At 72.0% G+C, this 23,488-nt stretch carries 21 protein-coding genes and 1 tRNA gene; 12 read left to right on the top strand and 10 right to left on the bottom strand.

The genetic code is table 11. From position 1 onward, the window contains the following. The first annotated feature begins 60 nt into the window (after positions 1-60). The 5 genes from FFT10_RS05945 to FFT10_RS05925 all read left to right on the top strand — a co-directional run bounded on the left by FFT10_RS05945 (position 61) and on the right by FFT10_RS05925 (position 5,037). Positions 61-942, top strand: coding sequence for an alpha/beta fold hydrolase (locus FFT10_RS05945; RefSeq protein ID WP_137731855.1), 882 nt, complete (start codon positions 61-63; stop codon positions 940-942). After that, positions 939-3,227: a RelA/SpoT family protein gene (locus FFT10_RS05940; protein ID WP_137731854.1), complete on the top strand. Its 2,289-nt coding sequence runs from the start codon at positions 939-941 to the stop codon at positions 3,225-3,227. Before FFT10_RS05945 ends, FFT10_RS05940 begins: the two co-directional genes overlap by 4 nt. A gap of 37 nt (positions 3,228-3,264) precedes the next feature. Continuing rightward, positions 3,265-3,341 (top strand) — tRNA-Val (locus FFT10_RS05935). 176 nt (positions 3,342-3,517) lie between these two features. Continuing rightward, positions 3,518-3,931, top strand: a complete 414-nt coding sequence (locus tag FFT10_RS05930) for a hypothetical protein (protein ID WP_137731853.1) — start codon at positions 3,518-3,520, stop codon at positions 3,929-3,931. A 113-nt stretch (positions 3,932-4,044) separates the two neighbouring features. Continuing rightward, on the top strand, positions 4,045-5,037 hold the full coding sequence (locus FFT10_RS05925) for a TerC family protein (RefSeq protein ID WP_137731852.1): 993 nt from the start codon (positions 4,045-4,047) through the stop codon (positions 5,035-5,037). A 21-nt stretch (positions 5,038-5,058) separates the two neighbouring features. Here FFT10_RS05925 and FFT10_RS05920 read toward each other — a convergent pair whose 3' ends face one another. After that, complete coding sequence (locus FFT10_RS05920; RefSeq protein ID WP_137731851.1) at positions 5,059-6,075, bottom strand: alpha/beta hydrolase family protein; 1,017 nt, start codon at positions 6,073-6,075, stop codon at positions 5,059-5,061. 232 nt (positions 6,076-6,307) lie between these two features. On the opposite strand from FFT10_RS05920, the gene FFT10_RS05915 reads away from it, so the two are divergent. The 5 genes from FFT10_RS05915 to fahA are packed head-to-tail and all read left to right on the top strand — an operon-like array spanning position 6,308 to position 11,737. Beyond that, positions 6,308-7,264, top strand: coding sequence for an MBL fold metallo-hydrolase (locus FFT10_RS05915; RefSeq protein WP_137731850.1), 957 nt, complete (start codon positions 6,308-6,310; stop codon positions 7,262-7,264). Position 7,265: 1 nt separating this feature from the next. Continuing rightward, positions 7,266-8,906, top strand: a complete 1,641-nt coding sequence (locus FFT10_RS05910; RefSeq protein ID WP_137731849.1) for an FAD-dependent oxidoreductase — start codon at positions 7,266-7,268, stop codon at positions 8,904-8,906. An 11-nt stretch (positions 8,907-8,917) separates the two neighbouring features. Further along, the gene (locus tag FFT10_RS05905; RefSeq protein ID WP_137731848.1) at positions 8,918-9,112 is read left to right on the top strand and encodes a DUF2783 domain-containing protein; all 195 of its coding nucleotides are present in this window, start codon (positions 8,918-8,920) and stop codon (positions 9,110-9,112) included. A 19-nt stretch (positions 9,113-9,131) separates the two neighbouring features. Continuing rightward, the gene (hmgA, locus tag FFT10_RS05900; RefSeq protein WP_137731847.1) at positions 9,132-10,421 is read left to right on the top strand and encodes a homogentisate 1,2-dioxygenase; all 1,290 of its coding nucleotides are present in this window, start codon (positions 9,132-9,134) and stop codon (positions 10,419-10,421) included. Continuing rightward, on the top strand, positions 10,418-11,737 hold the full coding sequence (gene fahA / locus FFT10_RS05895) for a fumarylacetoacetase (protein ID WP_137731846.1): 1,320 nt from the start codon (positions 10,418-10,420) through the stop codon (positions 11,735-11,737). The genes hmgA and fahA overlap by 4 nt, the downstream gene beginning before the upstream one ends. Positions 11,738-11,740: 3 nt before the next feature. Here fahA and FFT10_RS05890 read toward each other — a convergent pair whose 3' ends face one another. Continuing rightward, complete coding sequence (locus FFT10_RS05890) at positions 11,741-12,664, bottom strand: class I SAM-dependent methyltransferase (RefSeq protein ID WP_137731845.1); 924 nt, start codon at positions 12,662-12,664, stop codon at positions 11,741-11,743. Positions 12,665-12,831: 167 nt separating this feature from the next. Here FFT10_RS05890 and iaaH point away from each other — a divergent pair, with 167 nt between their 5' ends. Next, positions 12,832-14,238, top strand: coding sequence for an indoleacetamide hydrolase (gene iaaH, locus FFT10_RS05885; RefSeq protein WP_137731844.1), 1,407 nt, complete (start codon positions 12,832-12,834; stop codon positions 14,236-14,238). A gap of 6 nt (positions 14,239-14,244) precedes the next feature. Here the strand turns inward: iaaH and argE are convergent, their stop codons facing one another. Continuing rightward, positions 14,245-15,432 (bottom strand): acetylornithine deacetylase, encoded by a 1,188-nt coding sequence (argE, locus tag FFT10_RS05880; protein ID WP_137731843.1) that lies wholly within the window; start codon positions 15,430-15,432, stop codon positions 14,245-14,247. A 31-nt stretch (positions 15,433-15,463) separates the two neighbouring features. Between argE and FFT10_RS05875 the strand changes: the two genes are divergently transcribed. Then, positions 15,464-16,414: a threonine/serine dehydratase gene (locus tag FFT10_RS05875; protein ID WP_137731842.1), complete on the top strand. Its 951-nt coding sequence runs from the start codon at positions 15,464-15,466 to the stop codon at positions 16,412-16,414. Here the strand turns inward: FFT10_RS05875 and FFT10_RS05870 are convergent. The 7 genes from FFT10_RS05870 to FFT10_RS05840 all read right to left on the bottom strand — a co-directional run bounded on the left by FFT10_RS05870 (position 16,405) and on the right by FFT10_RS05840 (position 23,442). Then, positions 16,405-17,172: a coniferyl-alcohol dehydrogenase gene (locus FFT10_RS05870; RefSeq protein ID WP_137731841.1), complete on the bottom strand. Its 768-nt coding sequence runs from the start codon at positions 17,170-17,172 to the stop codon at positions 16,405-16,407. The two genes, FFT10_RS05875 and FFT10_RS05870, sit on opposite strands and share 10 nt — an antisense overlap. Next, positions 17,169-18,158 (bottom strand): branched-chain amino acid ABC transporter permease, encoded by a 990-nt coding sequence (locus FFT10_RS05865; RefSeq protein WP_137731840.1) that lies wholly within the window; start codon positions 18,156-18,158, stop codon positions 17,169-17,171. The genes FFT10_RS05870 and FFT10_RS05865 overlap by 4 nt, the downstream gene beginning before the upstream one ends. After that, complete coding sequence (locus FFT10_RS05860) at positions 18,155-19,093, bottom strand: branched-chain amino acid ABC transporter permease (RefSeq protein WP_137731839.1); 939 nt, start codon at positions 19,091-19,093, stop codon at positions 18,155-18,157. Before FFT10_RS05860 ends, FFT10_RS05865 begins: the two co-directional genes overlap by 4 nt. Next, positions 19,090-19,836, bottom strand: a complete 747-nt coding sequence (locus tag FFT10_RS05855) for an ABC transporter ATP-binding protein (protein WP_137731838.1) — start codon at positions 19,834-19,836, stop codon at positions 19,090-19,092. The genes FFT10_RS05860 and FFT10_RS05855 overlap by 4 nt, the downstream gene beginning before the upstream one ends. Continuing rightward, on the bottom strand, positions 19,833-20,564 hold the full coding sequence (locus FFT10_RS05850; protein WP_137731837.1) for an ABC transporter ATP-binding protein: 732 nt from the start codon (positions 20,562-20,564) through the stop codon (positions 19,833-19,835). The genes FFT10_RS05855 and FFT10_RS05850 overlap by 4 nt, the downstream gene beginning before the upstream one ends. 20 nt (positions 20,565-20,584) lie before the next feature. Next, on the bottom strand, positions 20,585-21,886 hold the full coding sequence (locus FFT10_RS05845) for an ABC transporter substrate-binding protein (protein WP_137731836.1): 1,302 nt from the start codon (positions 21,884-21,886) through the stop codon (positions 20,585-20,587). Between the two features lie 77 nt (positions 21,887-21,963). Beyond that, positions 21,964-23,442: an aldehyde dehydrogenase family protein gene (locus FFT10_RS05840; protein ID WP_137731835.1), complete on the bottom strand. Its 1,479-nt coding sequence runs from the start codon at positions 23,440-23,442 to the stop codon at positions 21,964-21,966. Positions 23,443-23,488: the final 46 nt, after the last annotated feature.

Here is a 23,488-nt window from a genome sequence, read left to right as displayed (position 1 = left end):
GGGCCGGCGGCGGATCGTCCGGCCCTTGCTGCGATGATTATGGGCAAGGAGACCCGCACCATGGCTGACACCGCGCCACCCACCCCCCGCCTGAAGCATGTGCAATGCCTGGGCAGCGGCGGCCTGCACCGCATGGCCTACTGGGAGTGGGGCGACGCCGCCAATCCGCGGGTGCTGGTCTGCGCCCACGGCCTGTCGCGCCAGGGGCGCGACTTCGACACGCTGGCCGCCGCGCTGTGCGGCGAGTACCGCGTCATCTGCCCCGACGTGGTGGGCCGCGGCCAGAGCGACTGGCTGGCCGACCCGATGGGGTACGCCATCCCGGTCTACGTGGCCGACATGGTCACGCTGCTGGCCCGGCTGGACGCGCAGACGGTGCACTGGGTCGGCACGTCGATGGGCGGGCTGATCGGCCTGGGCCTGGCGTCGTTGCCCAACAGCCCGGTGCAGCGCCTGGTGCTCAACGATGTGGGGCCGGTGATCGAATGGGCCTCGCTGCAGCGCATCGGCACCTACCTGGGGCTGCCGGCGCACTGGCCCAGCGTGGAGGCGGCGGCCGATGCGCTGTGGGCCATCAGCCAGGGCTTCGGCCCGCACAGCCGCGACCAATGGCTGGCGCTGACCCGCCCGCAGCTCAAGCCGGACGGCGACGGTTTCAAGCCCCACTACGACCCGGCGATCGCCGTGCCCTTCCGCCTGGTCACGCCCGAGCTGGCCGAGGCCGGCCAGGCCGCGCTGTGGGCCAGCTACGACCGGCTGCGCTGCCCCACGCTGCTGATCCGCGGTGAGCAGTCCGATCTGCTGTCGGCCGCCACCGCCGAGGTGATGACCACGCGCGGCCCGCGGGCCCGGCTGGTCGTGCTGCCCGGCGTGGGCCATGCGCCCACTCTGGTGCAAGCGGACCAGGTGGCTCTGGTGCAGGAGTTCTTGCGCCAGCCATGAAGACCGAGCCCCAGGCGCCGCAAGCGGTGCCGCATCCGTCGGCGCCGATCGTCGCGCTCACCGGCAGCGGCCCCGGCGGCGCGGCCGACAGCGCCGAGGCCGAGCACGCGGCACTGCAGCGCGCCCGCGCCTTTGCCGAGCCGCTGCTGACCGGCCGTCTGCTCGACACCGGCGAGGATGCGCTGGCCCATGCCGATGGCGTGGCCGACATCCTGCAGGCCATCGGAGCCGGGCCGGGCATGCGGGCGGCGGCCTACCTGGTCTATGCCGGCGACTTTCTGCAGAAGCCCGAGGAGGTGGTGGCCAAGGCCTTCGGCGAGAGCTATGCCGGCCTGGTGGCCCACACCCGCAAGCTGGTGCAGATCCAGCGCGCTGCCCGCGAGGCGCAGGTCGAAGCCGAGCAGCGCGCCCAGCAGACCGAGCGGGTGCGCAAGATGCTGCTGGCGTTCTCGCGCGATTTGCGGGTGGTGCTGCTGCGCCTGGCCTCGCGCCTGCAGACGCTGCGCTGGCATGCGGCCAGCAAGGTGCCGTGCCCCCAGCTGCTGGCGCAGGAGAGCCAGCAGGTCTTCGCGCCGCTGGCCAACCGCCTGGGCATCTGGCAGATCAAGTGGGAGATGGAGGACCTGGCCTTCCGCTTCCTGCAGCCGGCCGAGTACAAGCGCCTGGCCCAGGCCCTGGCCGAGAAGCGGCTGCAGCGCGAGACCGGTATCGAGGCGGCGCGCGGCCGGCTGCAGGCCGAGCTGGCGGCCGCCGGCATCGATGCGCAAGTGCAGGGCCGGCCCAAGCACCTGTACAGCATCTGGAAGAAGATGCAGGGCAAGGGCCTGGCGCTGGACCGGGTGTTCGACCTGCGGGCGCTGCGCATCATCGTGGCCGATGTGCCGGCCTGTTATGCCGCGCTGTCGCGGGTGCATGAATGCCACCGCCCGGTGCCCGGCGAGTACGACGACTACATCGCCCGGCCCAAGTCCAACGGCTACCAGAGCCTGCACACCGTGGTGCTGTTCGACGAGCCCGACGGTGCCGCCGGAAGCGGCCGGCCGGTGGAGGTGCAGATCCGCACCGCGGCCATGCACGAGCATGCCGAACACGGCGTGGCGGCGCACTGGGCCTACAAGGAGGCCGGCGCCAAGGGCTATGCCGGCGTGCTGGCGGCCGGCGAGTTCGAGGAACGGGTGGCCGAGGCGCGCAAGGCGGTGCTGCGCCAGCTGCTGGCCTGGGAGCGCGAGTTCGTCGACCAGCGTGCCGGCCAGACCAGCGACCCCGGCGTGGCCGGTCCGTCCTTCGAGGACCGCATCTACGTCTTCACGCCCCAGGCCACGGTGATCGAGCTGGGCGCCGGCGCCACGCCGATCGATTTCGCCTACGTGCTGCACACCGACCTGGGCCACCGCTGCCGCGGCGCCCGGGTCGACGGCGTGATGGTGCCGCTGAACACCGCGCTGGCCAATGGCCAGACGGTGGAGGTGGTGGCGGCCAAGGAGGGCGGACCGTCGCTGGACTGGCTGAATGCCGAGCTGGGCTACATCCGCAGCCCGCGCAGCAAGGCCAAGGTGCGGGCCTGGTTCAACGCCCAGGCGATGCAGACCACCATCGCCCGCGGGCGGGAGCTGGTGGAGAAGCTGCTGCAGCGTGAAGGCCGCACGGCGATCAAGCTCGACGACCTGGCCGCGCAGCTGGGCTTCAAGGGCGCCGACGCGCTGTTCGAGGTGGTCGGCAAGGACGAGTTTTCGCTGCGCAACATCGAGCTGCTGTTGCGCCCGGCCCCGGCCGTGCCGGCCGAGGACGACGGCATCCACCTCAAGCGCACCCGCGCCACCGAGGGTGGCGTGCTGGTGGTGGGCGTGGAATCGCTGCTCACGCAGCTGGCCCGCTGCTGCCGGCCGGCGCCGCCGGATGCCATCGGCGGCTATGTCACCCGTGGCAAGGGCGTGGCCATCCACCGCAGCACCTGCCCCAATTTCCGCCACATGGCCGAGCGCACGCCGGAGCGGGTGATCGCCGTGGCCTGGGGCGATGCTGGCGACAACGCCGCCTACCCGGTGGACGTGGTGGTGGAGGCGGCCGACCGCTCCGGCCTGCTGCGCGACATCAGCGAGGTCTTCGCCAAGGACAAGGTCAATGTCACCGGCGTGCACACCCAGTCGGTCAAGGGTCCTGGCGGGAAGGGTGGCAGCACCGCCTACATGACCTTCACGGTGGAACTGGCCGACGCCACCCGGCTGAATGCGGTGCTGCGCGCCGTGGCCCAGGTGCCGGGCATCCGTCACGCCCGCCGGCGCTAGGCGGCTGCCGGACGCGTGTTATAGTCCTGGGCTTCGCAGGCGCGTAGCTCAGCTGGTTAGAGCACCACCTTGACATGGTGGGGGTCGTTGGTTCGAGTCCAATCGCGCCTACCAAATCGCAAGCCCCGAGGTTCGATCGAACCTCGGGGCTTTTTGCTTTGGCGGCACGCAGATCGGCGAGCGTGCCTCGATTCGGGAAAACCGAAGTCGGACTGCGGTGCGCCCTGGTTGGTTCGGCGGCGATCCGTCTCCACACTTGCGCCACCTCAACATCCAAGCAGTCTCCCACCATGTTCTACGCACTCAGCTGGTTCATCGTCGTCCTGCTGCTCGCCTGCTGGTCCCTGGCCGCCTGGGCCTTGCATGCCGTGGTGGTCTGGGCAGTGTCCAGTGCAGGGGCGCTGTCCGGCGCCGCCTCGGGCATCAACGGCATCGCCCTGCCGGCCTGGCTCGCGCCCTGGGTGCCGGCCGAACTCATGCAGGGCCTGACCGAACTGATGACCGGCCTGGGCCCCTGGGTTGCCAGCCTGCTGCAGTCGGTGCCGGCGCTGGCCGGTGGCGTGACGGTGCTGGCCTGGGTGGTCTGGGCCCTCGGCGCCTTCCTGCTCCTGCTGCTGGGCGCCGGGCTGCACCTGCTGATCGCGCTGTGGCGCCGCCGCGGTGGCGGCGGGCTGACGCCGCCAGCGCCCAGGCCGGCCGTCTGAACGGCACACGGCGGCACTGACCAGGCCGCCTCCAACTTCCTCGCTGCACGACGCGCTCAGCCTGCTGGGCGGCGCGGGACGTGCTGTGCGCCTCATCGTCTGAACAACCCACCATGGACATCCTGCATCCCTTCCTCACGGCCGATTTCATGGGCACGCCGGCCTGGATCTGGCTGGCCTTCGTCGGCATCGTCGTCGGCCTGCTGGCCTTCGACCTCGGCGTGCTGCACAAGGACGACCAGGAGATCGGCGTTCGCGAGAGCCTGCTGCTGTCGGCCGGCTACATCAGCGTGGCGCTGGTCTTCGGCGCCTGGGTGTGGTGGTACCTGGGCGCGCAGAGCGGCATGGACTACTACACCGGCTTCATGATCGAGAAGTCGCTGTCGATGGACAACGTCTTCGTCATCGCGCTGATCTTCAGCTTCTTCGCGGTCCCGCGGCAGTACCAGCACCGGGTGCTGTTCTGGGGCATCCTGGGCGTGATCGTGCTGCGGGCCATCATGATCGCGCTGGGTGCCACGCTGGTCAGCCAGTTCAGCTGGGTGCTGTACCTGTTCGGCGCCTTCCTGGTCTTCACCGGCATCAAGATGTGGATCATTGCCGACCATGTGCCCGACATCGCCGGCAACCCGCTGCTGAAGTTCCTGAAGCGCCACATGCGCGTCACCGAAGGCCTGCGCGGCAATGCCTTCTGGGTGCGTGAGCCCGATCCCAAGACCGGCAAGCTCGAACGCTTCGCGACGCCGCTGTTCCTGGCCCTGGTGCTGGTGGAGTTCGTCGACCTGATCTTCGCGGTCGATTCGGTGCCGGCGATCTTCGCGATCACGACCGACCCGTTCATCGTCTACACCAGCAACATCTTCGCCATCCTGGGCCTGCGGGCGCTCTACTTTGCGCTGGCGGCGATGATCCACCGCTTCAAGTATCTGAAGTACGCGCTGGCGCTGGTGCTCATCTTCATCGGCAGCAAGATCTTCCTGGTCGGCATCATCGGCAAGATCCCCGCGGTGGTCTCGCTGAGCGTGACCTTCGGCCTGATCGCCGGTGGCGTGCTGGTCTCGCTGTGGAAGACACGCGGGCAGCCGGCCGAGGGCGCGACGGTGTGAGGCCGCGCACCAGCCCGGGCGCTACCGCAGGGTCCGGTCGAAGAAGGCGGTGATCTCGGTGCCCAGCTGCTGCAGGAAGCCGGCCCGGTCAAAGCCCGGCGGGTCGGCGGCGATGTCGCCGTCGGGGCTGGGGATGGGCACGCCGGGCGTGTCCATGAAGGCGAAGTGCCAGGCGTTGGGGACCGGGCGCAGGTTCGGTGCCGGCAGATTGGCTGCCACCCAACCGGCATGGAAACGCGGCACCAGGAAGCGGTCGCGCTCGGCCACGTAGACCAGGGTCGCCGGGCGGACCGCAGCCAGCGATGCGGCCGTCAGCACCACGCCTGCCGGCGCCATCGCCACCACGGCGCGCACGCGGGCGTCTGCCAGCGGCGGTGCATCGGCGGGCGCGGGCGGCAGAGCCCGGTCGGCGCGGCCCATGCTGCAGAAGATCGGATCCTGGGCGGCCGCCGCCCTGCAGTGCTGCTGCAGCCGGGCCAGATCGGGCTGGCCACCGGCCAGTGCCAGCACCGTGTAGCCACCTGCCGAATGGCCCAGGGCGCCGACGCGGGGGCCCTGGCTGTCGGTGGCGATCCGGTCTTTCCAGGCCGGGTCGGCCAGGATCGCGTCGATCACCCGGGAGGCCTGCCGCGGCCGCTCGTCGAAGTAGCGCTCGGGCGTGCGTTCGATCAGCGTGTGCTCCTGCCAGTTGTCGCCGGGGTGGCGCATCGCGGCCACCAGGTAGCCGTGGCGTGCCAGGGCCTGGGCCACGGCGCTGTGGCCGAGCTCGCTGCCACCGATGCCGTGGCTCAGCAGGATCAGCCCCTTGACCTGGTCGACCGGCCGGGCGCCGATGGCCACGTCGAGCGTGAACGGGCCCATCGGGATGGTGCGCGGTGCGGCCAGCGTCGGATAGAACAGGGCGACCGTGGTCCTGGCATCTGCAGGGGTGGCGCCGGGTGTCTGGACCTGGGTCCAGCCCGCCTCGAAGGCCTGCACCTGCACCGTGACGAGCAGGCTGGCCAGGACGGTCAGGAAACGGTGGTGAAGACGGGTCATGCTGTGCTCCAGGGGGTGGTGTGTGCAACGCATGTTCGGCGCGCCCCGACCGCGGCCAGGCGGTCTCGCGACGAAACGCCGCGCCGTGTCGCCAGCCGGCTGCGTTGCCGATCCGGTTGCAGCCACCCACGGCCGCGCAGCGCGCTGGCCCGCCGGTTTGACACAGCGCAAGTCCCGCCTACAATGCAAACGCATTCGTCAATGTTGAATTGACATCCACCCAGGAGACACGATGAGCACCAAAGCCTTTGCCAGTCAGGCCGATCTGGAAGAGAAGAAGGTCACCTTCGCGCAGCTGTCCGAGCACGCCTGGGCGTACACCGCCGAAGGCGACCCGAACACCGGCATCATCATTGGCGACGATGCGGTGCTGGTGGCCGACACCCAGGCCACGCCGGCGATGGCGGCCGATGTCATCCGCCGCATCCGCGAGGTGACCGACAAGCCCATCCAGTACGTGGTGCTGACCCATTACCACGCGGTGCGGGTGCTGGGCGCCTCGGCCTACCAGCCGCAGCAGATCATCGCCAGCCAGGACACCTACGACCTGATCGTCGAGCGTGGCGAGGCCGACAAGGCCAGCGAGATCGGCCGCTTCCCGCGGCTGTTCCGCAATGTCGAGACGGTGCCCGCCGGCATGACCTGGCCGACGATGACCTTCACCGGCAAGATGACGCTGTGGCTCGGCAAGCTGGAAGTGCAACTGCTGCAGCTGGGCCGCGGCCACACCAAGGGCGACACCGTGGTCTGGCTGCCCGGTGAGAAGACCCTGCTGTCGGGCGACCTGGTCGAGTTCGACGCCACGCCCTATGCCGGCGATGCCTACTTCCAGGACTGGCCGCAGACGCTGGACAACATCACCGCGCTCAAGCCCCAGGCCCTGGTGCCCGGCCGTGGCCCGGCACTCAAGGGCGATGCCCAGGTGCAGGCCGGGCTGGAGGCCACCCGCAGCTTCATCCGCGATGTGTGGACCAACGTGCAGGCCGGTGTGGCCGCCGGCCAGGACCTCAACGCTGTCTACAAGGCCACTTACGCGGCGCTGAAGCCCAAGTACGGCCACTGGGTGATCTTCGACCACTGCATGCCCTTCGATGTGACCCGCTGCTACGACGAGGCCACCCAGTACCGCGACCCGCGGGTGTGGACGGCCGAGCGCGACCAGCAGATGTGGGCCACGCTGGAGGGCTGACATGGCGGCGCTCGGCTACGACAGTGACGGCGCCACCATCCAGCGCCACAGCTTCGGCTACCAGCGCAGCACCGACCAGGACGCGCCGGTGCCGGTGCGCCACCCGGTGGTGGTGGTGGGCGCAGGCCCGGTGGGCCTGAGCCTGGCCATCGACCTGGCCCAGCGTGGACAGCCGGTGCTGTTGCTCGACAACGACCACCGGCTGTCCACCGGCTCGCGCGCAATCTGTTTTGCCAAGCGCACGCTGGAGATCTGGGACCGGCTGGGCGTGGGCGATCCGATGTGCGCCAAGGGCGTGGAGTGGAACGTCGGCAAGGTGTTCAACGGCCACGACCTGCTCTACCGCTTCGACCTGCTGCCCGAACCCGGCCATGAACGGCCGGCCTTCATCAACCTGCAGCAGTACTACGCCGAGGCCTACCTGGCCACGCGCGCCGCCGAGCTGCCTGGCATCACCATCCGCTGGCAGAACACCGTGGTCGGCAGCACGCCGCAGGACGACGGCGTGCTGCTGGACGTGGACACGCCCGATGGGCGTTACCAGCTGCAGGCCGACCACCTGGTGGCTTGCGATGGCTCCCGCTCGCCGCTGCGGGCACTGCTGGGCCAGGAGAGCAAGGGCCGCGTCTTCCAGGACCGCTTCCTGATCGCTGATGTGCGCATGCAGGCCGACTTCCCGGCCGAGCGCTGGTTCTGGTTCGACCCGCCCTTCCACCCCAACCAGAGCGTCTTGCTGCACCGCCAGCCCGACAACGTCTGGCGCATCGATTTCCAGCTGGGCTGGGATGCCGACCCGGAGGTGGAGAAGCAGCCCGAGCGCATCCAACCCCGGGTGGACGCGATGATGCGCGCCGCGCTCGGCCGCGATGTGCCGTATGAACTGGAGTGGGCCAGCGTCTACACGTTCGCCTGCCTGCGCATGGACACCTTCGTGCACGGCCGGGTGCTGTTTGCCGGTGATTCGGCGCATGGCGTGTCGCCCTTCGGTGCACGCGGTGCCAACTCCGGCGTGCAGGATGCCGACAACCTGGGCTGGAAGCTCGACCTGGTGCTGCGCGGCGTGGCACCACCGGCCCTGCTGGCGACCTACGGGCCCGAGCGGGAGTACGCCGCCGACGAGAACCTGCTGAACTCCACACGCGCCACCGACTTCATCACGCCCAAGAGCGCAATCTCGCGGCTGTTCCGCGACGCCACGCTGGACCTGGCCCGTACCCACCCGTTCGCCCGCCGCATCGTGAACAGCGGTCGGCTGTCGGTGCCGGCCACGCTGCGCACCTCGCCGCTGAACACGCCCGACACCGATGACTTCACCGGCGCCATGGTGCCCGGCGCGCCGGCGGTGGATGCGCCGCTGTCGGACGCCGAAGGCGGTGGCTGGCTGCTGCGCCGGCTGGCCGGCAACGGCTTTGCAGCGCTGGTGTTCGATGGCGATGGCGCCGCTGTCAGCGCGGGTGCCGAGGGCATCCTGCCGGTGGACGTGATCCGCCTGTCCGCTGCCGGCACAGCAGCCCAGCGCTACGACGCCAGCCCCGGCTCCGTGGTGCTGCTGCGGCCCGACCAGCATGTCTGCGCCCGCTGGCGCGCCCCCACCGCCGCCGACGTGGCCGCCGCACTGCGCCGCGCGCTGGCGCTGCATTGAGGAGCCTTGCCATGCCACTGATCACCGAGCCCCACCTCGACGCGCCCGACAGCTTCTATGAGGCGCTGATCGAGGCCCACCGTGATCTCACCGAGGCCCAGAGCCATGCGCTCAATGCGCGCCTGGTGCTGCTGCTGGCCAACCACATCGGCCAGCTGGATGTGCTGCAGCAAGCGCTGGCCGCTGCCCGCGCCAGCGGCCGTTGACCGTTCCACCGGAGCCCCCATGCCAGAACTTGCCTACCAATCCGGCTTCGGCAACCAGTTTGCGACCGAGGCCGTGCCCGGTGCGCTGCCCCAGGGCCGCAACAGCCCGCAGCGTGCGCCGCTGGGGCTGTACGCCGAGCTGATTTCCGGCAGCGCCTTCACCGCGCCGCGCCACAGCAACCAGCGCACCTGGGTCTACCGCCGCCAGCCGTCGGTGGTGACCGGTGCGTACGCCCCCTATGCCCAGCCGCATTGGGTGACGGGCGCGGCCGCCGGGCAGGTGGCGCCGCCCGATCCAATGCGCTGGCACCCGATCGCCATTCCCGATGCGCCGGTGGACTTCATCGACGGTCTGCGCACCATCGTCGTCAATGGCGACCCCGACGCCCAGACCGGCATGGCCGCCCACCTGGCGCTGATGAACCGTTCGATGGACGGCCGCGCCCTGGTCAATGCCGACAGCGAGATGCTGGTGCTGCCGCAGCTGGGCCGGCTGCGCTTCGTCACCGAGCTGGGCGTGCTGGAGGCCCAGCCGGGCGAGGTGGTGCTGCTGCCGCGTGGCATCGCGTTCCGCGTGCTGGTCGACGGCCCGTCGCGCGCCTATGTGTGCGAGAACCACGGCGCACCCTTCCGCCTGCCCGAGCTGGGGCCCATCGGCAGCAACGGCCTGGCCAACCCGCGCGACTTCCTGGCGCCGGTGGCCGCGTACGAGGCGCGACAGGATGCGCCCTGCGAGATCATCCGCCGCTACGGCGGCGCGCTGTGGCGCAGCACCCAGCCGCGCACGCCCTTCGACGTGGTGGCCTGGCACGGCAACCTGACGCCGGTGAAGTACGACACGGCGAAGTTCATGGTCATCGGCTCGATCAGCTTCGACCACCCCGATCCCAGCATCTTCACCGTGCTGACCAGCCCCACCGACACGCCGGGCACCGCCAACTGCGATTTCGTGATCTTCCCGCCGCGCTGGATGGTGGGCGAGGACACCTTCCGCCCGCCCTGGTACCACCGCAACGTGATGAGCGAGTTCATGGGCCTGGTGCACGGCCAGTACGACGCCAAGCCCGAGGGCTTCAAGCCCGGTGGCATGAGCCTGCACAACTGCATGGTGCCGCACGGCCCCGATGCCGAGGCCTTCGACAAGGCCAGCCACGCCGCGCTGGCACCGCACAAGCTGGACCACACCCTGGCCTTCATGTTCGAGAGCCGCTGGCGCTTCAAGCCGACCGCGTTTGCACTGGGCTGCGGCGCGCTGGATGCGCGTTATGCCGATTGCTGGCAGGGCCTGCAGGACAATTTCAAGCCATGACCACCCTCGACCACACCCACGATCCGGAGCTGCAGAGCTGGGTGCCTTCGGCCAATGCGGCCGAGGGCGATTTCCCGATCCAGAACCTGCCGTTCGGCCGCTTCCGGCGCGCCGGCACCGCGGAGGCCTGGCGCATCGGCGTGGCCATCGGCGACCAGGTGCTGGACCTGCGGGCCGCTGCCGCGCAGTCCGGCTGGGCGGCAGACGTCGCACCGCTGCTGGTGCCGCTGGCCGCGGGTGATCTCAATGCCTTCATGGCGCTGGGCGGCGCGGCACGCCGCACCTTGCGGCAGGCGCTGTCGCAGGCGCTGGCCGCCGGTTCGCCCCAGCAGGCGGCGCTGGCCGGCTGCCTGGTGCCGCAGGCCGGTGTGGAACTGGGCCTGCCCTGCCGCATCGGCGACTACACCGATTTCTACGTCGGCATCCACCATGCCACCGCGGTGGGCAAGATCTTCCGGCCCGACAACCCGCTGCTGCCCAACTACAAGTGGGTGCCGATCGGCTACCACGGCCGGGCCTCGTCGGTGGTGCCCAGCGGCACGCCGATCCGCCGCCCGCGTGGGCAGACGGCACCGGCGGCCGGCGCCAGCACGCCCGGCTTCGGCCCCAGCCAGCGGCTGGACCTGGAGCTGGAGCTGGGCTACTTCATCGGCGCCGGCAATGCCCTGGGCACGCCGATTGCCATCGACGACGCGGAGGACCAGGTCTTCGGCGTGGCGCTGTTCAACGACTGGTCGGCGCGCGATCTGCAGGCCTGGGAGTACCAGCCGCTGGGCCCGTTCCTGGCCAAGAACTTCGCCAGCAGCGTGTCGCCCTGGCTGGTGACGCTGGAGGCGCTGGCGCCGTTCCGCGCCCCCTTCACCCGGCCTGACGGCGACCCGCAGCCGCTGCCCTACCTGGACAGCGCGGCCAACCGCGCGGCCGGCGCGCTCGACATCCAGCTGCAGGTGCTGCTGCAAACCACCGCGATGCGCGAGGCGGGCATGGCCCCGGCCCTGCTGTCGACCAGCAACGCCGCCCAGGCCGCCTACTGGACACCGGCGCAGCTGGTGGCCCACCACACCGTCAACGGCTGCAACCTGCAGCCGGGTGATTTGCTGGGTTCGGGCACGCTCAGCGGGCCCACGCTGGCGCAGGCCGGGTCGCTGCTGGAGCTGTCGCAGGGCGGCAAGCAGCCGATCACGCTGCCCAATGGCGAGACGCGGGTGTTCCTGCAGGACGGCGACACGCTGATCCTGGCCGGCCATTGCGAACGGCCGGGCGCCCGGCGCATCGGCTTCGGCCACTGCGCCGGCACGGTGCTGCCGGCGCTCTGAGGGTCAGGCGTCCGGCGACCGCACCACCAGCACCTTCAGCGCCCGGTCGGGCGATGCGTCGGCAAAGGCCGGCGGGTTGGCCAGGCGTTCGATGACCTGCAGGCCGGGCGCTTCGGTGGCCAGGGCATCGCGCAGGAAGCCTTCGCCCAGTTCGGGCGCGTTCAGGCACAGCAGCGCGTGGCCGCCCGGCACCAGCAGGCCGGGCAGGCGGCGCAGCAGGCGGGGGTAGTCCTTGGTGGCGACGAAGCTGCCCTTCTGGAAGCTGGGTGGGTCGAGCACCACCAGGTCGTACGGCCCGCTGCGGCCCAGCTTGCCCCAGCTGTTGAACACATCGTGCGGCAGGAAGCTGGCGCCGCTGGTGATGCCGTTGAGCCGGTGGTTCTGCTGGCCGGTGGCCAGCGCGCCGGCGGCCATGTCCACGTTCACCACCTGCTGCACGCCGGCCAGCCGCGCCACCACCGAGAAGGCGCAGGTGTAGGCGAACAGGTTCAGCATCTTGAGCCCCGGCCGGCCGGCGGCCCAGGTCTGCAGCCAGCGGCGGCCGGCGGCCATGTCCAGGAACAGGCCGTGGTTCTGGCCGCGCAGCACATGCACGCCGTAGCGGGCGCCGCCTTCGGTCACCACATGCGGCTCGGGCACGCTGCCGGCCATCAGCTGGGTGGTGGCCTTGCCGGTGCCGCGTTGCTGGTAGACCCAGGCCAGTGGCGTGTCCGGCGCCAGCTGCTGCCAGCGGGCGGCCAGGGCGCCGTGCAACTGCGTCAGCGCGGCATCGTCCAATGGCTGGAAGCTGGTGAGCACCAGCACCGGCGGGTACCAGTCCAGCGCCAGGTGCTCGCTGCCCGGATGCAGGCCCCCGCGGCCGTGGAACAGGCGCGTGGCGTCGGTGGGCAGGCCCATGGTGGCGATGGCGTCGAGCAGGGCTTGCATCGTCTGTGGGGGGCGTCTGTGGAGGCGTCTGTCGGTGCGTCAGGGCGGGCCCGCATGGTAGCGGCCCGGCCTTCACAAGCCGCCTTGGCAGGCCCTGGCCGCAGCCGCAGGTGCGTTGGCAGCCGATGGCGTCTAAGCTGCGGGTCACCACTGACCAGGAGTTCCCCATGCACGCTGCCGACCTGCCGATCACCGCCCTGCGCGAACTGCTCGACAGCCGCGCGCTGTCCTGCGCCGCGCTGGTCGATGCCCTGATCGCCCGCACCGAAGCTGCCGGCGCGCTGAATGCCTACACCCGCTTCGACGCGGCGGCCTTGCGCGCCCAGGCGCTGCAGGCGGATGCGCGGATCGCGGCGGGTGAGCGTCTGCCGCTGCTCGGCATCCCCATCGCGGTGAAGGACAACGTCGATGTCTTGGGCTTTCCCTGTGATGCCGGCACCGCGGCCCTGCGTGGCCAGCCGGTGTCGGCCGATGCGGACCTGGTGCTGCGCCTGCGTGCCGCCGGGGCGCTGATCACCGGCAAGACCGGCCTGCACGAGCTGGCCTTCGGCATCACCAGCAACAACGCGGTGTCGGGCGCGGTGCACAACCCCTGGGACCTGCAGCGCATCGCCGGCGGCAGCAGCGGCGGCTCCGGCGCGGTGGTGGCGGCGCGCCTGGTGCCTGCGGCCATCGGCACCGACACCGGTGGATCGGTGCGCGTGCCGTCGGCCTTGTGCGGCGTGGTCGGTCTGCGCCCGACCGTGGGGCGGGTGTCGGGGGTGGGCATCGCGCCGATCTCGACCACCCGCGACACCGGCGGCCCGATGGCCCGCAGCGTGCGCGACTGCGCGCTGCTCGACGGCGTGCTGACGGGCGACGCCACGCCGCTGGCCATCACCGGCCTGCAGGGCATCCGCATCGGCGTGCCGCGCCAACCATTCTGGGCCGATCTCGACAGCGGCGTGCAGGCCGTGGCCGAGGCGGCGCTGGCCGCGCTGCGCCAGGCCGGTGCCGATCTGGTGGAGATGGATCTGCCCGGCGTGGTGGAGGTGGCATCGGCGGTCGGCTTCCCGATCGCGCTGTTCGAGTTCGTGCGCGACATGCGGCACTACCTGGCCAGCCGCGGGCGCGGCATCACGCTGGAAGCATTGATTGCTGGTGTCGGCAGCCCGGACGTGGCGGGCGTCGTCGACGGCCTGCTGACCGGCGGTGGCATTCCGGAGGCGGTCTATCGGCAGGCCATGGTGGACCGGCAGCGGCTGCAGGCGCTCTACCGCGACGCCTTCGCGCAGCACCGCATCGAGGCGCTGGTCTTCCCCACCACGCCGCGCACGGCGGCCCGCATCGGCGAGGACGAGACGGTCGAGCTCAATGGCCGCCAGCAGCCCACCTTCCTGACCTTCATCCGCAACACCGATCCCGGCAGCAATGCCGGCATCCCGGGCATCAGCCTGCCGGCGGGGCTGGCGGCTGGTTTGCCCGTGGGCCTGGCGCTGGACGGTCCGGCCGGCAGCGACCGGCGCCTGCTGGCCATTGCCGCGGCGGTGGAAGCGGTGCTGCCACCGGCCCCCAGCGCGCCGCTGGCCGTCTGACCCGGCTCAGCGGTGCCGGGCCAGGGCCTGCAGGAAGGCCTCGGCCTGGGCCAGCTGGGCCAGGCTGACGTATTCATCGGCCTGGTGGGCCTGGGTGATCGAGCCCGGTCCGCAGACCACGCTGGCGATGCCGGCGCTCTGGAACAGGCCGGCCTCGGTGCCAAAGCCGACCAGCGTGGTGCGGTCGGTGCCGGCCAGCTGCTGGGCCAGCCGCACCGCGGGGTCGTCCAGGGCCGCCTGGAACGGCGGCACCGCGCACAGCGTCTCGAAGCGGATGCCGGTGGCGGCATCGACGGCCTGCATGGCCGGCACCAGGCTGGCCGCATGGTCTTCGACGCGGCGCTGCAGCGCGGCCACGTCGGTGCCCGGCAGGGCGCGGAATTCATAGTGGAAGCGGCAGTCCTCGGGCACCACGTTGTCGGCGATGCCGCCTTCGATCACGCCCACCGCGGCCGTGGTCCACGGCACCTCGAAGCCCGCATAGCGCGGACCGCGCGCCGCGAAGTCGTCGGCCATGTCGGCCAGCCCGGCAACCAAACGCGCGGCCGCCTCGATGGCGTTCACCGCGATGTGCGTCTGTGATGAATGCGCGGCGCGGCCCTTCACGCAGCAGCGCCAGCGCGCCACGCCCTTGTGGGCGATGGCCGGGACCATCGAGGTCGGTTCGCCGACGATGCACAGCCGCGGCAGCGCCGCCTTGGGCAGGCCCGCCTCGGCCAGATCGGCCAGCAGCGTCTGGGCGCCGAAGCAGCCCACTTCCTCGTCGTAGCTGAAGGCGTAGTGCAGGGCGTGGGGCAGGTCGGCGTCCAGGAAGGCCTGTGTCTGCGCCACCACCAAGCCGATGAAGCCCTTCATGTCGGCGCTGCCGCGGCCGTACAGGCGCGGCTCGCCGGCCACCGTGCGCAGGTCGGCGCCCAGCGGGTCGACGGTCCAGGCCTGGCCGTCCCAGGGCACGGTGTCGGTGTGGCCGGAGAGGATCACGCCGCCCGGCTTGCCTTCGCCCAGCGTGGCGAACAGGTTGGCCTTGCGCCGGCTGTCGTCCCAGCTCAGCCGCAGCGGCACGCCCAGCGTGCGCAGGTGGTCGGCGATGCACTCGATCAGCGGCAGGTTGGACTCGCGGCTGATGGTGTTGAAGCGCACCAGGCGCTGCGCCCAGGCCAGGCCGGCGGCGGACGGGGTGGTTGCTGCGGTCATCGGGCGACTGTAGCGGCTACGATGCCGCGCCATGACAGCCAGCCCCCAAGTCGATGCACCGTCCATCCACGCCGCTGCCGCGCGCATCGCCGGCCATGTGCGCCGCACGCCGCTGCTGCGCCTGCCCGGCGCGGCGCTCGGCGTCGATTGCGCCGAGCTGTGGCTGAAGCTGGAACACCTGCAGCGCAGCGGCAGCTTCAAGGCGCGCGGCATGTTCAACCGCATGCTGGCGCAGCCGCTGCCGGCCGCCGGGGTGGTGGTGGCCTCGGGCGGCAATGCCGGCATTGCGGTGGCGACGGCCGCGCGTGCGCTCGGCGTAGCCTGCGAGGTGTTCATCCCCGAGATGACCAGCCCGGCCAAGCGGGAGGCGCTGGCGGCGCTGGGCGCACGGGTGGTCGTCGGTGGCGCCGCCTATGCCGACGCCCTGGCCGCCTGCCTGCAGCGCCAGCAGGAGACCGGCGCGCTGCTGATGCATGCCTACGACCAGGCCGAGGTGGTGGCCGGCGCCGGCACGCTGGCGGCCGAGATCGAGGCCGATGCCGGCCTGCCCGGCCGCGTGCTGGTCAGCGTGGGCGGCGGCGGCCTGATCGGTGGCATCGCGGCCTGGTGGGCCGGGCGGGTGCGGGTCGAGGCGCTGGAGCCGGTGGGTTCGCCGACCCTGCATGCGGCCCGGGCCGCCGGGCGCCCGGTCGATGTGGACGTCGGCGGCGTGGCGGCCGATGCGCTGGGTGCGCGCCGCATCGGCAGCATCGCCTGGCCCCTCTGCCAGCAGCAGGTGGCTGCTGTGCACCTGGTGGCCGACGCCGATATCCTGGCGGCGCAGCACCTGCTGTGGCGTGAACTGCGGCTGGCGGTGGAGCCGGCCGCGGCGCTGGGCCTGGCGGCCCTGCGCGCCGGGCTGGTGCGGCCACGGGCCGACGAGCCCGTGGCGCTGGTGCTGTGCGGCGCCAACGTCGACCCGGCGACCCTGGTTCAGAGGTAGGTCGAGGCCAGCCCGCCGTCCACCGGCAGGTTGATGCCGCTCACCCAGCGTGATGCATCGCTGCACAGGAAGGCCACCACAGGCGCCACCTCGTCGCTGAACGCCGGGCGCTTCATGCGGTGGGCGTCCTTCTGCACACGCTCCTGGCCCAGCATCTGCACGAAGTCGCCCAGGATGGGCGTGAACACCGGGCCCGGCGCCACGCAGTTCATGCGCACACCCTTGGACAGGAACAGTTTCTGCGACTGGGTGATGGTCCAGACGATCAGCGCTTCCTTGAAGTACTGGTAGCAGGTGGCCTGCGCCACCGGCTGGCGGGCCAGCCAGGCCAGGCCGGCCTCGAACGACGGCGTCTCGGCCAGCGCCTTGTGCACGTCCAGCCGCGCCGGCCACTCGGCGCCCAGGATGGACGCGATGTTGACGATGCTGCCGCCCGCCGGCATGCGCTCGGCCAGCTGCAGCGCCAGGTGGCGCACGCCCAGGTAGTTGACGCGGGCCACCGCATCGGCCGGCGCGGTGCCGGGCACGCCGGCGATGTTGCACAGCGCATCCACCCGCTCGGGCAGCTGGCGGATGGCCGCGTCGATGGCCGCCTGCTCCGACAGGTCGGCCTTGACGAAGCCGTCCAACGTCAGCATCGGGTCGTTGCGGTCGATGCCGATCACCTGCGCGCCCTGGCTGCGCAGCAGCCGCGCGGTGTCGGCGCCGATGCCCGAGCTGACGCCGGTGATCACGATGGTCTTGCCTTGCACGGTCATGGGGTGGTTCTCCTGGGGGTGGGGGGGGATGGAAGGGAAGGGCGTTCCGTTGCGGTGCGGGCCTGGCGCTGCTGCCACAGGCCCACCAGGCCTTGCGGCAGCCACAGCGCGCAGGCGGCGGCCACGCCGCCCAGGCCGGCCAGGTACCAGGCGCCGAGGTGGCCCACGATTTCCTGCAGGCCGAACAGCAGCAGCGCGCCGACCAGCGGGCCGGCCATGCTGCGCAGGCCGCCCACCAGCACCATGAACAGCATCAGCACCGACCACTGCACGCCGAAGTTGGTGCGCGGCAGGAAGGTGATGGCGCTGGCCAGCCAGGCCACGCCGGCCAGCGCGCAGCCGAAGGCGCCCAGCAGGTAGATGGCGCGCCGCGTCGGCATCACCCGCACGCCCAGGGCTGCGGCGGCCTCGTCGTCGTCGCCCAGGGCGCGGGTGGCCGTGCCCACCGGGCTGCGCAGCAGCCACCACACCGCCAGCAGCATGGCCGCCAGCGCGCCCAGCGCGAACCAGTAGCCGATGTTGCGGCGCAGGACAGGCTCGACCGCGTTCAGCGCGATCAGCGAGGTGCCGGTCTCGCCCTGCACCAGCGGGTCCAGCATCACCAGGATGCGGATCACCTCGGCCACCACCCAGGTGGCGATGGCGAATTCGCCGTCCTTCAGCCGCAGCAGGAAGACCGACAGCACCCAGGCCACGCCCACCGCACCCAGGGCCCCGGCCAGCAGCGCCGGGTAGGCCGGCAGGCCGCCGTCCACCAGCCGCAGCGCGACGTAGGCGCCCAGCCCGAAGAAGGCCTGCTGCCCCACCGAGACCAGGCCGGCCTGGCCGGCCATCAGGCCCCACATGGCTGCCAGCAGCATCAGGATGAACAGGCCGGTGAGCTTGTCCACCACGCTGGCGCCGGCGGCCAGCGGCAGCAACGCCAGCAGCAGCCCGGCTGCGATGCAGGCCGCCCAGCGGGCGGTGGATCCCTGTCGTGCGCTCATGCCTGCACCCCCGCCTTGGCCGGCTGGCCATGGGCCGAGCTCGACGCGCTGCGCTGCCAGGGCCAGGCCGGCAGGCCCAGGCCGTGGCGGTGCTGCCGCCACAGCCGTGCCCCCAGCACCGCCAGGAACAGCAGGTGCCCGGCCAGGTGGAAGCCCTGCGGCGACACCAGCGCCCCCAGGCTCTGCGCCAGGCCCAGCAGGATGCCGCCCAGCAGCGTGCCCCACAGCGAGCCGATGCCGCCGATCACCACCGCCTCGAAGGCCTGGATCAGCAGCAGCGGCCCGGCATAGGGCTCCACCGTGGCCCGCGCCGCCAGCAGGCTGCCGGCCAGGGCGGCCAGGGCCACGGCGATGGCCGCGGCCGCCCGGTGCACCCGGGCGGCATCCACGCCGCACAGCGCGGCGGCCTCGGGGTCGCTGGCGGCGGCGCGGATGGCCCGGCCCAGCCGGGTGTGGCTGAGCATCGCCTGCAGCCCGGCCAGCACCATCACCGCCAGCAGCAGCGTCAGCACCGGCAGCTGGCCGACGACCAGGCCACCGGGCAGCGTCCAGCTGGCCCAGGACAGGCTGCCCAGCGCATCGGCCAGCGACCGTGCCTCGGAGCCGAACACGCCGTACAGGCTGTTCTGCAGCAGCGCGCCCAGCCCGAAGGTGACCAGCAGCGGCAGCAGCACGCCGGCACTGACGGTGCGTGACAGCACCCAGCGCTGCAGCAGCGCGCCCAGCAGCGCCATCGGCGGCAGGGCCGCCAGCACCGCGGCCCACCAGGGCAGGCCGGCCTGCACCAGCGCCAGCACCAGGAAGGCGCCGACGATGGCCAGGTCGCCGTGGGCCAGGTTGATGATGCGCATGACGCCGAACATCAGCGACAGCCCGGCGGCCAGCACGGCGTAGTAGCCGCCCAGCAGCACCCCTTGCACGATGGCGTCGATCATGTGGTGGGCTCCATGCCGAAGTAGGCGGCGGTGATGGCCTCGCGGCTCAGGTCCTGGCAGCGGCCGGCCAGCACGATGCGGCCCTCGCGCAGGCACAGCATGCGGTCGGCAAAGGCCAGGGCCCGGCCCAGGTCCTGCTCGACCAGCAGCAGGGTGGTGGCGGCCTCGCGCCGCAGCTGGCGCAGGTTGTCGTAGACCTCGTTGACGACCAGGGGCGACAGGCCCAGCGAGATCTCGTCGAGCAGCAGCACATCGGGGTGCGTCATCAGCGCCCGGGCGATGGCCGCGGCCTGGCGCTGGCCGCCCGACAAGGCCGCGGCCGGCCGGTCGAGGATGGTTGCCAGGCCCGGCAGGGCGGTCAGCACTCGGTCCAGCGTCCAGGCGCCGCCGGCCGGTTCGGGCCGGTCGCCGCTGCGGTGCTCGGCGGCCACGTGCAGGTTCTCGCGCACCGTCATGTCGCCGAACAGGCGCCGGCCTTCGGGCACCAGGGCCAGGCCCTGCTGCACCCGGCGGTGTGCCGGCCAGGCGCTGACATCCTGGCCGCGCAGCAGCACCTGGCCGCCCTGGGCCGGATGCACGCCGGCCAGGCAGCGCAGCAGCGTGGTCTTGCCGGCGCCGTTGGCACCGATCAGGGCCACGGCCTCGCCCGGCGCCAGCTGCAGCGAGACGCCGCGCACCGCCACCAGCGGCCCGTGGCCGGCCACAAGCTGCTGCACCTGCAGCAGCGGGGTGGTATTGCTCATGCGGCGGCACCTCCCAGGTAGGCCTGCACCACGCGCGGGTCGGCCATCACCGCCTGCGGCGCGCCTTCGGCCAGCACCGAGCCGGCATCCATGCACACCAGGCGCGTCACCACCTTCAGCAGCGCATGCAGCACATGCTCGATCCACACCAGGGTGAGGCCCTCGTCGCGCAGGCTGCCGACCAGGCCCACCAGCTGCAGCAGCTCGGCCTCGGTGAGGCCGCCGCCGATCTCGTCGAGCAGCAGCACCCGGGGCTGGGTGGCCAGGGCGCGGGCCAGCTCCAGGCGCTTGCGGTCCAGCAGGCCCAGGCTGGCCGCCGGGCGCGCCGCCAGCGCGGCCAGGCCGCAGCGGCCCAGCGCCTGGCGCACGGCGGCATCGGCCTCGGCGCCGCGCAGGCCGGCGCCATGCTGGGCGGCCACCAGCACGTTGTCCTGCACCGTCATGCCCAGGAAGGGCCGCGGCACCTGGTGGGTGCGGGCCAGGCCGGCGCGGCAGCGCCGCGCGGCATCCCAGTGGTCGATGGCCTGGCCGTCGAAATGCACCTGGCCGGCGCTGGCCGGCAGGGTGCCGGCCAGCACGCCGAACAGCGTGGTCTTGCCGGCGCCGTTGGGGCCGACCACGCCCAGCGCCTCGCCGCGCCGCACGGCGATGTGCACGCCGTGCAGCACCTGCAGCGGCCCGAAGTGCTTGGCCAGCCCGCGGCCGGCGAGCAAGGTGTCCTGGTCCATGGCGTGCCGTGCCGTGGCCGTCAGGCCTTGACCGCGTAGGGCTTCATCGTGCCGGTCAGCGGCACCTTGGGATGGTCGGCGTTGGCGACGATCTCCAGCCCGAACTTGTTGCCGCCGCCCAGGCCGCGCACCCACTGCACGCCCACCAGGCCGGTGGTGGCGCAGTTGGGCACCGGGCCGCTGGTGAAGTCGATGTCGCCCACGGCGGTCTCGGCCTTCAGCTTGCCCAGCGTGGCCGCCAGCGCGGCCCGGTCGCCCGGGTTGGGGCAGGCGCGCACGGCCGCCACCGCGGCATCGAACAGCGATGCGGTGGCGCCGATCTGCTGGTTCCAGCCCTTGCCGCTGGCCTTCTCGTAGGCATCGGCCAGCTGGGCGCTGCCCAGGCCGGTGGCCGGCGACTTGAACGGGAAGCTGCGGTGCCAGTAGGCGCCGGCATGCAGGCCGTTGCCCAGTGCGCCCAGCGCGTCCAGCTCGGCGGCGAACAGGCCGGCCTTGGCCATCTGCACGATCTTCACCTGCTGGGCCAGGCCGCGCTGGGCCGCCTGCCGCCAGAACACCGCGAAGTCGGGCGGGAACGGGAAGGTGTTGAAGATCTCGATGCCCTCCTTGCGGAAGGCGGCGATCTGGGCCGAGAAGTCGGTCAGGCCGTTCTGGTACGGACCGGCGTCGAAGACGCTGTAGCCGGCCTTCTGCAGCGCCGGGATCAGCAGGCCGCGGATGGCGTTGCCGTCGGCATCGGCGGGCAGCAGCATGCCCACCTTCTTGTTGGTGGTCACCTTGCTCCACTGGTCGGTGTAGAGCTTGGCGAAATTGCCCACGCCGAAGCAGAAGTGGTACGTCCACTTGAACGGCGAGGGCTCGCCCGGCTTGGCACCGCGGCCGAAGTAGAAGGCCTCCCAGGGGCTGGTGGTCGACAGCGCCGGCACGCCGGCGGCTTCGCAGGCATCGGCCACCGGGTTCACCGTCTCCGGCGTGGAGGTCGACAGCACGAAGTCCACCTTGTCGGCATTGACCAGTTCCTTGGCCATGGCCGCGGCGCGCACTGGGTTGCTCTGGGTGTCCTTGGCGATGAACTCCAGCGTCCAGCGCTTGCCGCCGGCCTCCACCGAGCTGCTGTGCCGGCGCACCTGGTCGAGCACGAAGCCATCGCCTTCGCCGAACAGCGCCAGCGGCCCCGAGCGCGGGCTGACCACGCCGATGCGCAGGGTGTTGCCCTGGGTGCGCCCGATCATCGGGAAGGCGGCCAGGCCGGTGGCGGCGCCGGCCTGCAACAGCTGGCGGCGGGTGCTGCCAACGGGCTGCTGCGGGTTGGAATCGGTCATGCGTGTCTCCAGTCGTGTCGTGAACGGCCCGCGGTGGGCCGGATGGTGTTGCCGGGGCCGGCCGCAGCCGGCCCGTGTCAGAACGGGAAGCCGGGCAGGCTGGCCTTCACCGTCACCCACTGCCAGCGGGTGTATTCGCCGATGTCGGCCGGGCCACCCACGGCGCTGCCGTTGCCGCCCAGGCCGGGGCCGCCGAACGGGTTGGTGCACTCGTCGTTGACCGTCTGGTCGTTGATGTGGACCATGCCGGCGTTCAGCCGCTCGCCGATGGCCATGGCGCGTGCCACGTCGCGGCCGATCACCGCGGCGGCCAGCCCGCCCTGGCTGTTGTTGGCCAGCGCCACCGCCTCGTCGTCGGTGCGGAAGGTGACCAGGTTGACCAGCGGGCCGAACGGCTCCTCGTCGAAGGCGCGCATGCCCGGCTGCACGCCGCTCAGCACCGTCGGCCGGTAGCACAGGCCCTCGTGCGTGCCGCCGGCCTCGAGCGTGGCGCCCTGGCGCACGCTGTCGTGCACCAGGGCATCGAAGCGCTGCAGCTGCTTGGCGTCGATCATCGGGCCCAGGGCCACGCGGCCGCTGGCGCCGTCGCCCACCGGCAGGTGCTGGGCCTTGCCCACCAGGCGCTGCTTCAGGCCCTCGGCAACGGCCTCGTGCACCAGCACGCGGTTGCTGGCCATGCAGATCTGGCCCTGGTGGAACCAGGCGCCGAAGGCCACCGCGCTGGCCGCGGCGTCCAGGTCGGCATCGTCCAGCACGACCAGGCTGTTGGTGCCGCCCAGCTCCAGCGACACCTTCTTCAGGTGCTGGCCGGCCAGCGCGCCGATGCGGCGGCCCACGCCGGGCGAGCCGGTGAAGGCGATCATCGGCACCCGCGCATCGGTGACCAGGGCCTCGCCGGCGGCGGCGTCACCCGGCAGCACCTGCAGCAGGCCGTCGGGCAGGCCGGCGCGGCGGAACACCTCGGCCATGACCACGCCGCCCGAGACCGGCGTGCGCGGATCGGGCTTCAGCACCACCGCATTGCCCAGCGCCAGCGCCGGCGCCACCGAGCGGATGCCCAGGATCAGCGGGAAGTTGAACGGCGAGATCACGCCGACCACGCCGTGCGGCACGCGCTTGGCGATCGACAGCCGGCCCGGCGTGCTGGGCAGCACCTCGCCCTGGGCCTGCATCGGCAGGCCGGCGGCGATCTGGCACAGCACGATCGCCTCCTTCACCTCATGCTGGCCCTTGGGCAGGATGCCGCCGGTCTCGCGGGCGATGGCCAGGGCCAGCTCGTCGAAGTGGGCCTGCAGCAGCTGCGCCGCCCGCAGCAGCACGGCCGCGCGGTCGCGCGGCGCGGTGGCGGCCCAGGCCGGCTGGGCGGCATGGGCCCGGCCAATGGCCTCGCGCATGTCGTCGGCATCGGCGATGCCGGCGCTGGACAGGGCGGCGCCGGTGGCCGGCTCGGGCACGGCACGTGCACCGCCACGTGGCAGCAGCCACTGGCCGTTGTCGAACACACGGCCGCCGAAGGTGGCGGGGTCCAGCAGGTGCAGGGGGTCTGAGGCTCCCATGGGGTCGGTTCTCCGGGGTTGCTTGAAAGGACACGGCCGATCGCCG

This window comes from Pseudaquabacterium pictum (genome assembly GCF_005403045.1).
In the GTDB taxonomy this organism is placed as follows: domain Bacteria; phylum Pseudomonadota; class Gammaproteobacteria; order Burkholderiales; family Burkholderiaceae_C; genus Pseudaquabacterium; species Pseudaquabacterium pictum.
The sequence above is the reverse complement of the archived record's forward strand: the minus strand, read 5'-3'. Positions and strand labels throughout refer to the sequence as shown.

What these genes read in the sequence shown, in the direction of transcription:
- FFT10_RS05945 (WP_137731855.1), top strand. Translation starts at nt 61, where the DNA reads ATGGCTGACACCGCGCCACCCACCCCCCGCCTGAAGCATGTGCAATGC.
- FFT10_RS05940 (WP_137731854.1), top strand. Translation starts at nt 939, where the DNA reads ATGAAGACCGAGCCCCAGGCGCCGCAAGCGGTGCCGCATCCGTCGGCG.
- FFT10_RS05930 (WP_137731853.1), top strand. Translation starts at nt 3,518, where the DNA reads ATGTTCTACGCACTCAGCTGGTTCATCGTCGTCCTGCTGCTCGCCTGC.
- FFT10_RS05925 (WP_137731852.1), top strand. Translation starts at nt 4,045, where the DNA reads ATGGACATCCTGCATCCCTTCCTCACGGCCGATTTCATGGGCACGCCG.
- FFT10_RS05920 (WP_137731851.1), bottom strand. Translation starts at nt 6,075, where the DNA reads ATGACCCGTCTTCACCACCGTTTCCTGACCGTCCTGGCCAGCCTGCTC.
- FFT10_RS05915 (WP_137731850.1), top strand. Translation starts at nt 6,308, where the DNA reads ATGAGCACCAAAGCCTTTGCCAGTCAGGCCGATCTGGAAGAGAAGAAG.
- FFT10_RS05910 (WP_137731849.1), top strand. Translation starts at nt 7,266, where the DNA reads ATGGCGGCGCTCGGCTACGACAGTGACGGCGCCACCATCCAGCGCCAC.
- FFT10_RS05905 (WP_137731848.1), top strand. Translation starts at nt 8,918, where the DNA reads ATGCCACTGATCACCGAGCCCCACCTCGACGCGCCCGACAGCTTCTAT.
- hmgA (WP_137731847.1), top strand. Translation starts at nt 9,132, where the DNA reads ATGCCAGAACTTGCCTACCAATCCGGCTTCGGCAACCAGTTTGCGACC.
- fahA (WP_137731846.1), top strand. Translation starts at nt 10,418, where the DNA reads ATGACCACCCTCGACCACACCCACGATCCGGAGCTGCAGAGCTGGGTG.
- FFT10_RS05890 (WP_137731845.1), bottom strand. Translation starts at nt 12,664, where the DNA reads ATGCAAGCCCTGCTCGACGCCATCGCCACCATGGGCCTGCCCACCGAC.
- iaaH (WP_137731844.1), top strand. Translation starts at nt 12,832, where the DNA reads ATGCACGCTGCCGACCTGCCGATCACCGCCCTGCGCGAACTGCTCGAC.
- argE (WP_137731843.1), bottom strand. Translation starts at nt 15,432, where the DNA reads ATGACCGCAGCAACCACCCCGTCCGCCGCCGGCCTGGCCTGGGCGCAG.
- FFT10_RS05875 (WP_137731842.1), top strand. Translation starts at nt 15,464, where the DNA reads ATGACAGCCAGCCCCCAAGTCGATGCACCGTCCATCCACGCCGCTGCC.
- FFT10_RS05870 (WP_137731841.1), bottom strand. Translation starts at nt 17,172, where the DNA reads ATGACCGTGCAAGGCAAGACCATCGTGATCACCGGCGTCAGCTCGGGC.
- FFT10_RS05865 (WP_137731840.1), bottom strand. Translation starts at nt 18,158, where the DNA reads ATGAGCGCACGACAGGGATCCACCGCCCGCTGGGCGGCCTGCATCGCA.
- FFT10_RS05860 (WP_137731839.1), bottom strand. Translation starts at nt 19,093, where the DNA reads ATGATCGACGCCATCGTGCAAGGGGTGCTGCTGGGCGGCTACTACGCC.
- FFT10_RS05855 (WP_137731838.1), bottom strand. Translation starts at nt 19,836, where the DNA reads ATGAGCAATACCACCCCGCTGCTGCAGGTGCAGCAGCTTGTGGCCGGC.
- FFT10_RS05850 (WP_137731837.1), bottom strand. Translation starts at nt 20,564, where the DNA reads ATGGACCAGGACACCTTGCTCGCCGGCCGCGGGCTGGCCAAGCACTTC.
- FFT10_RS05845 (WP_137731836.1), bottom strand. Translation starts at nt 21,886, where the DNA reads ATGACCGATTCCAACCCGCAGCAGCCCGTTGGCAGCACCCGCCGCCAG.
- FFT10_RS05840 (WP_137731835.1), bottom strand. Translation starts at nt 23,442, where the DNA reads ATGGGAGCCTCAGACCCCCTGCACCTGCTGGACCCCGCCACCTTCGGC.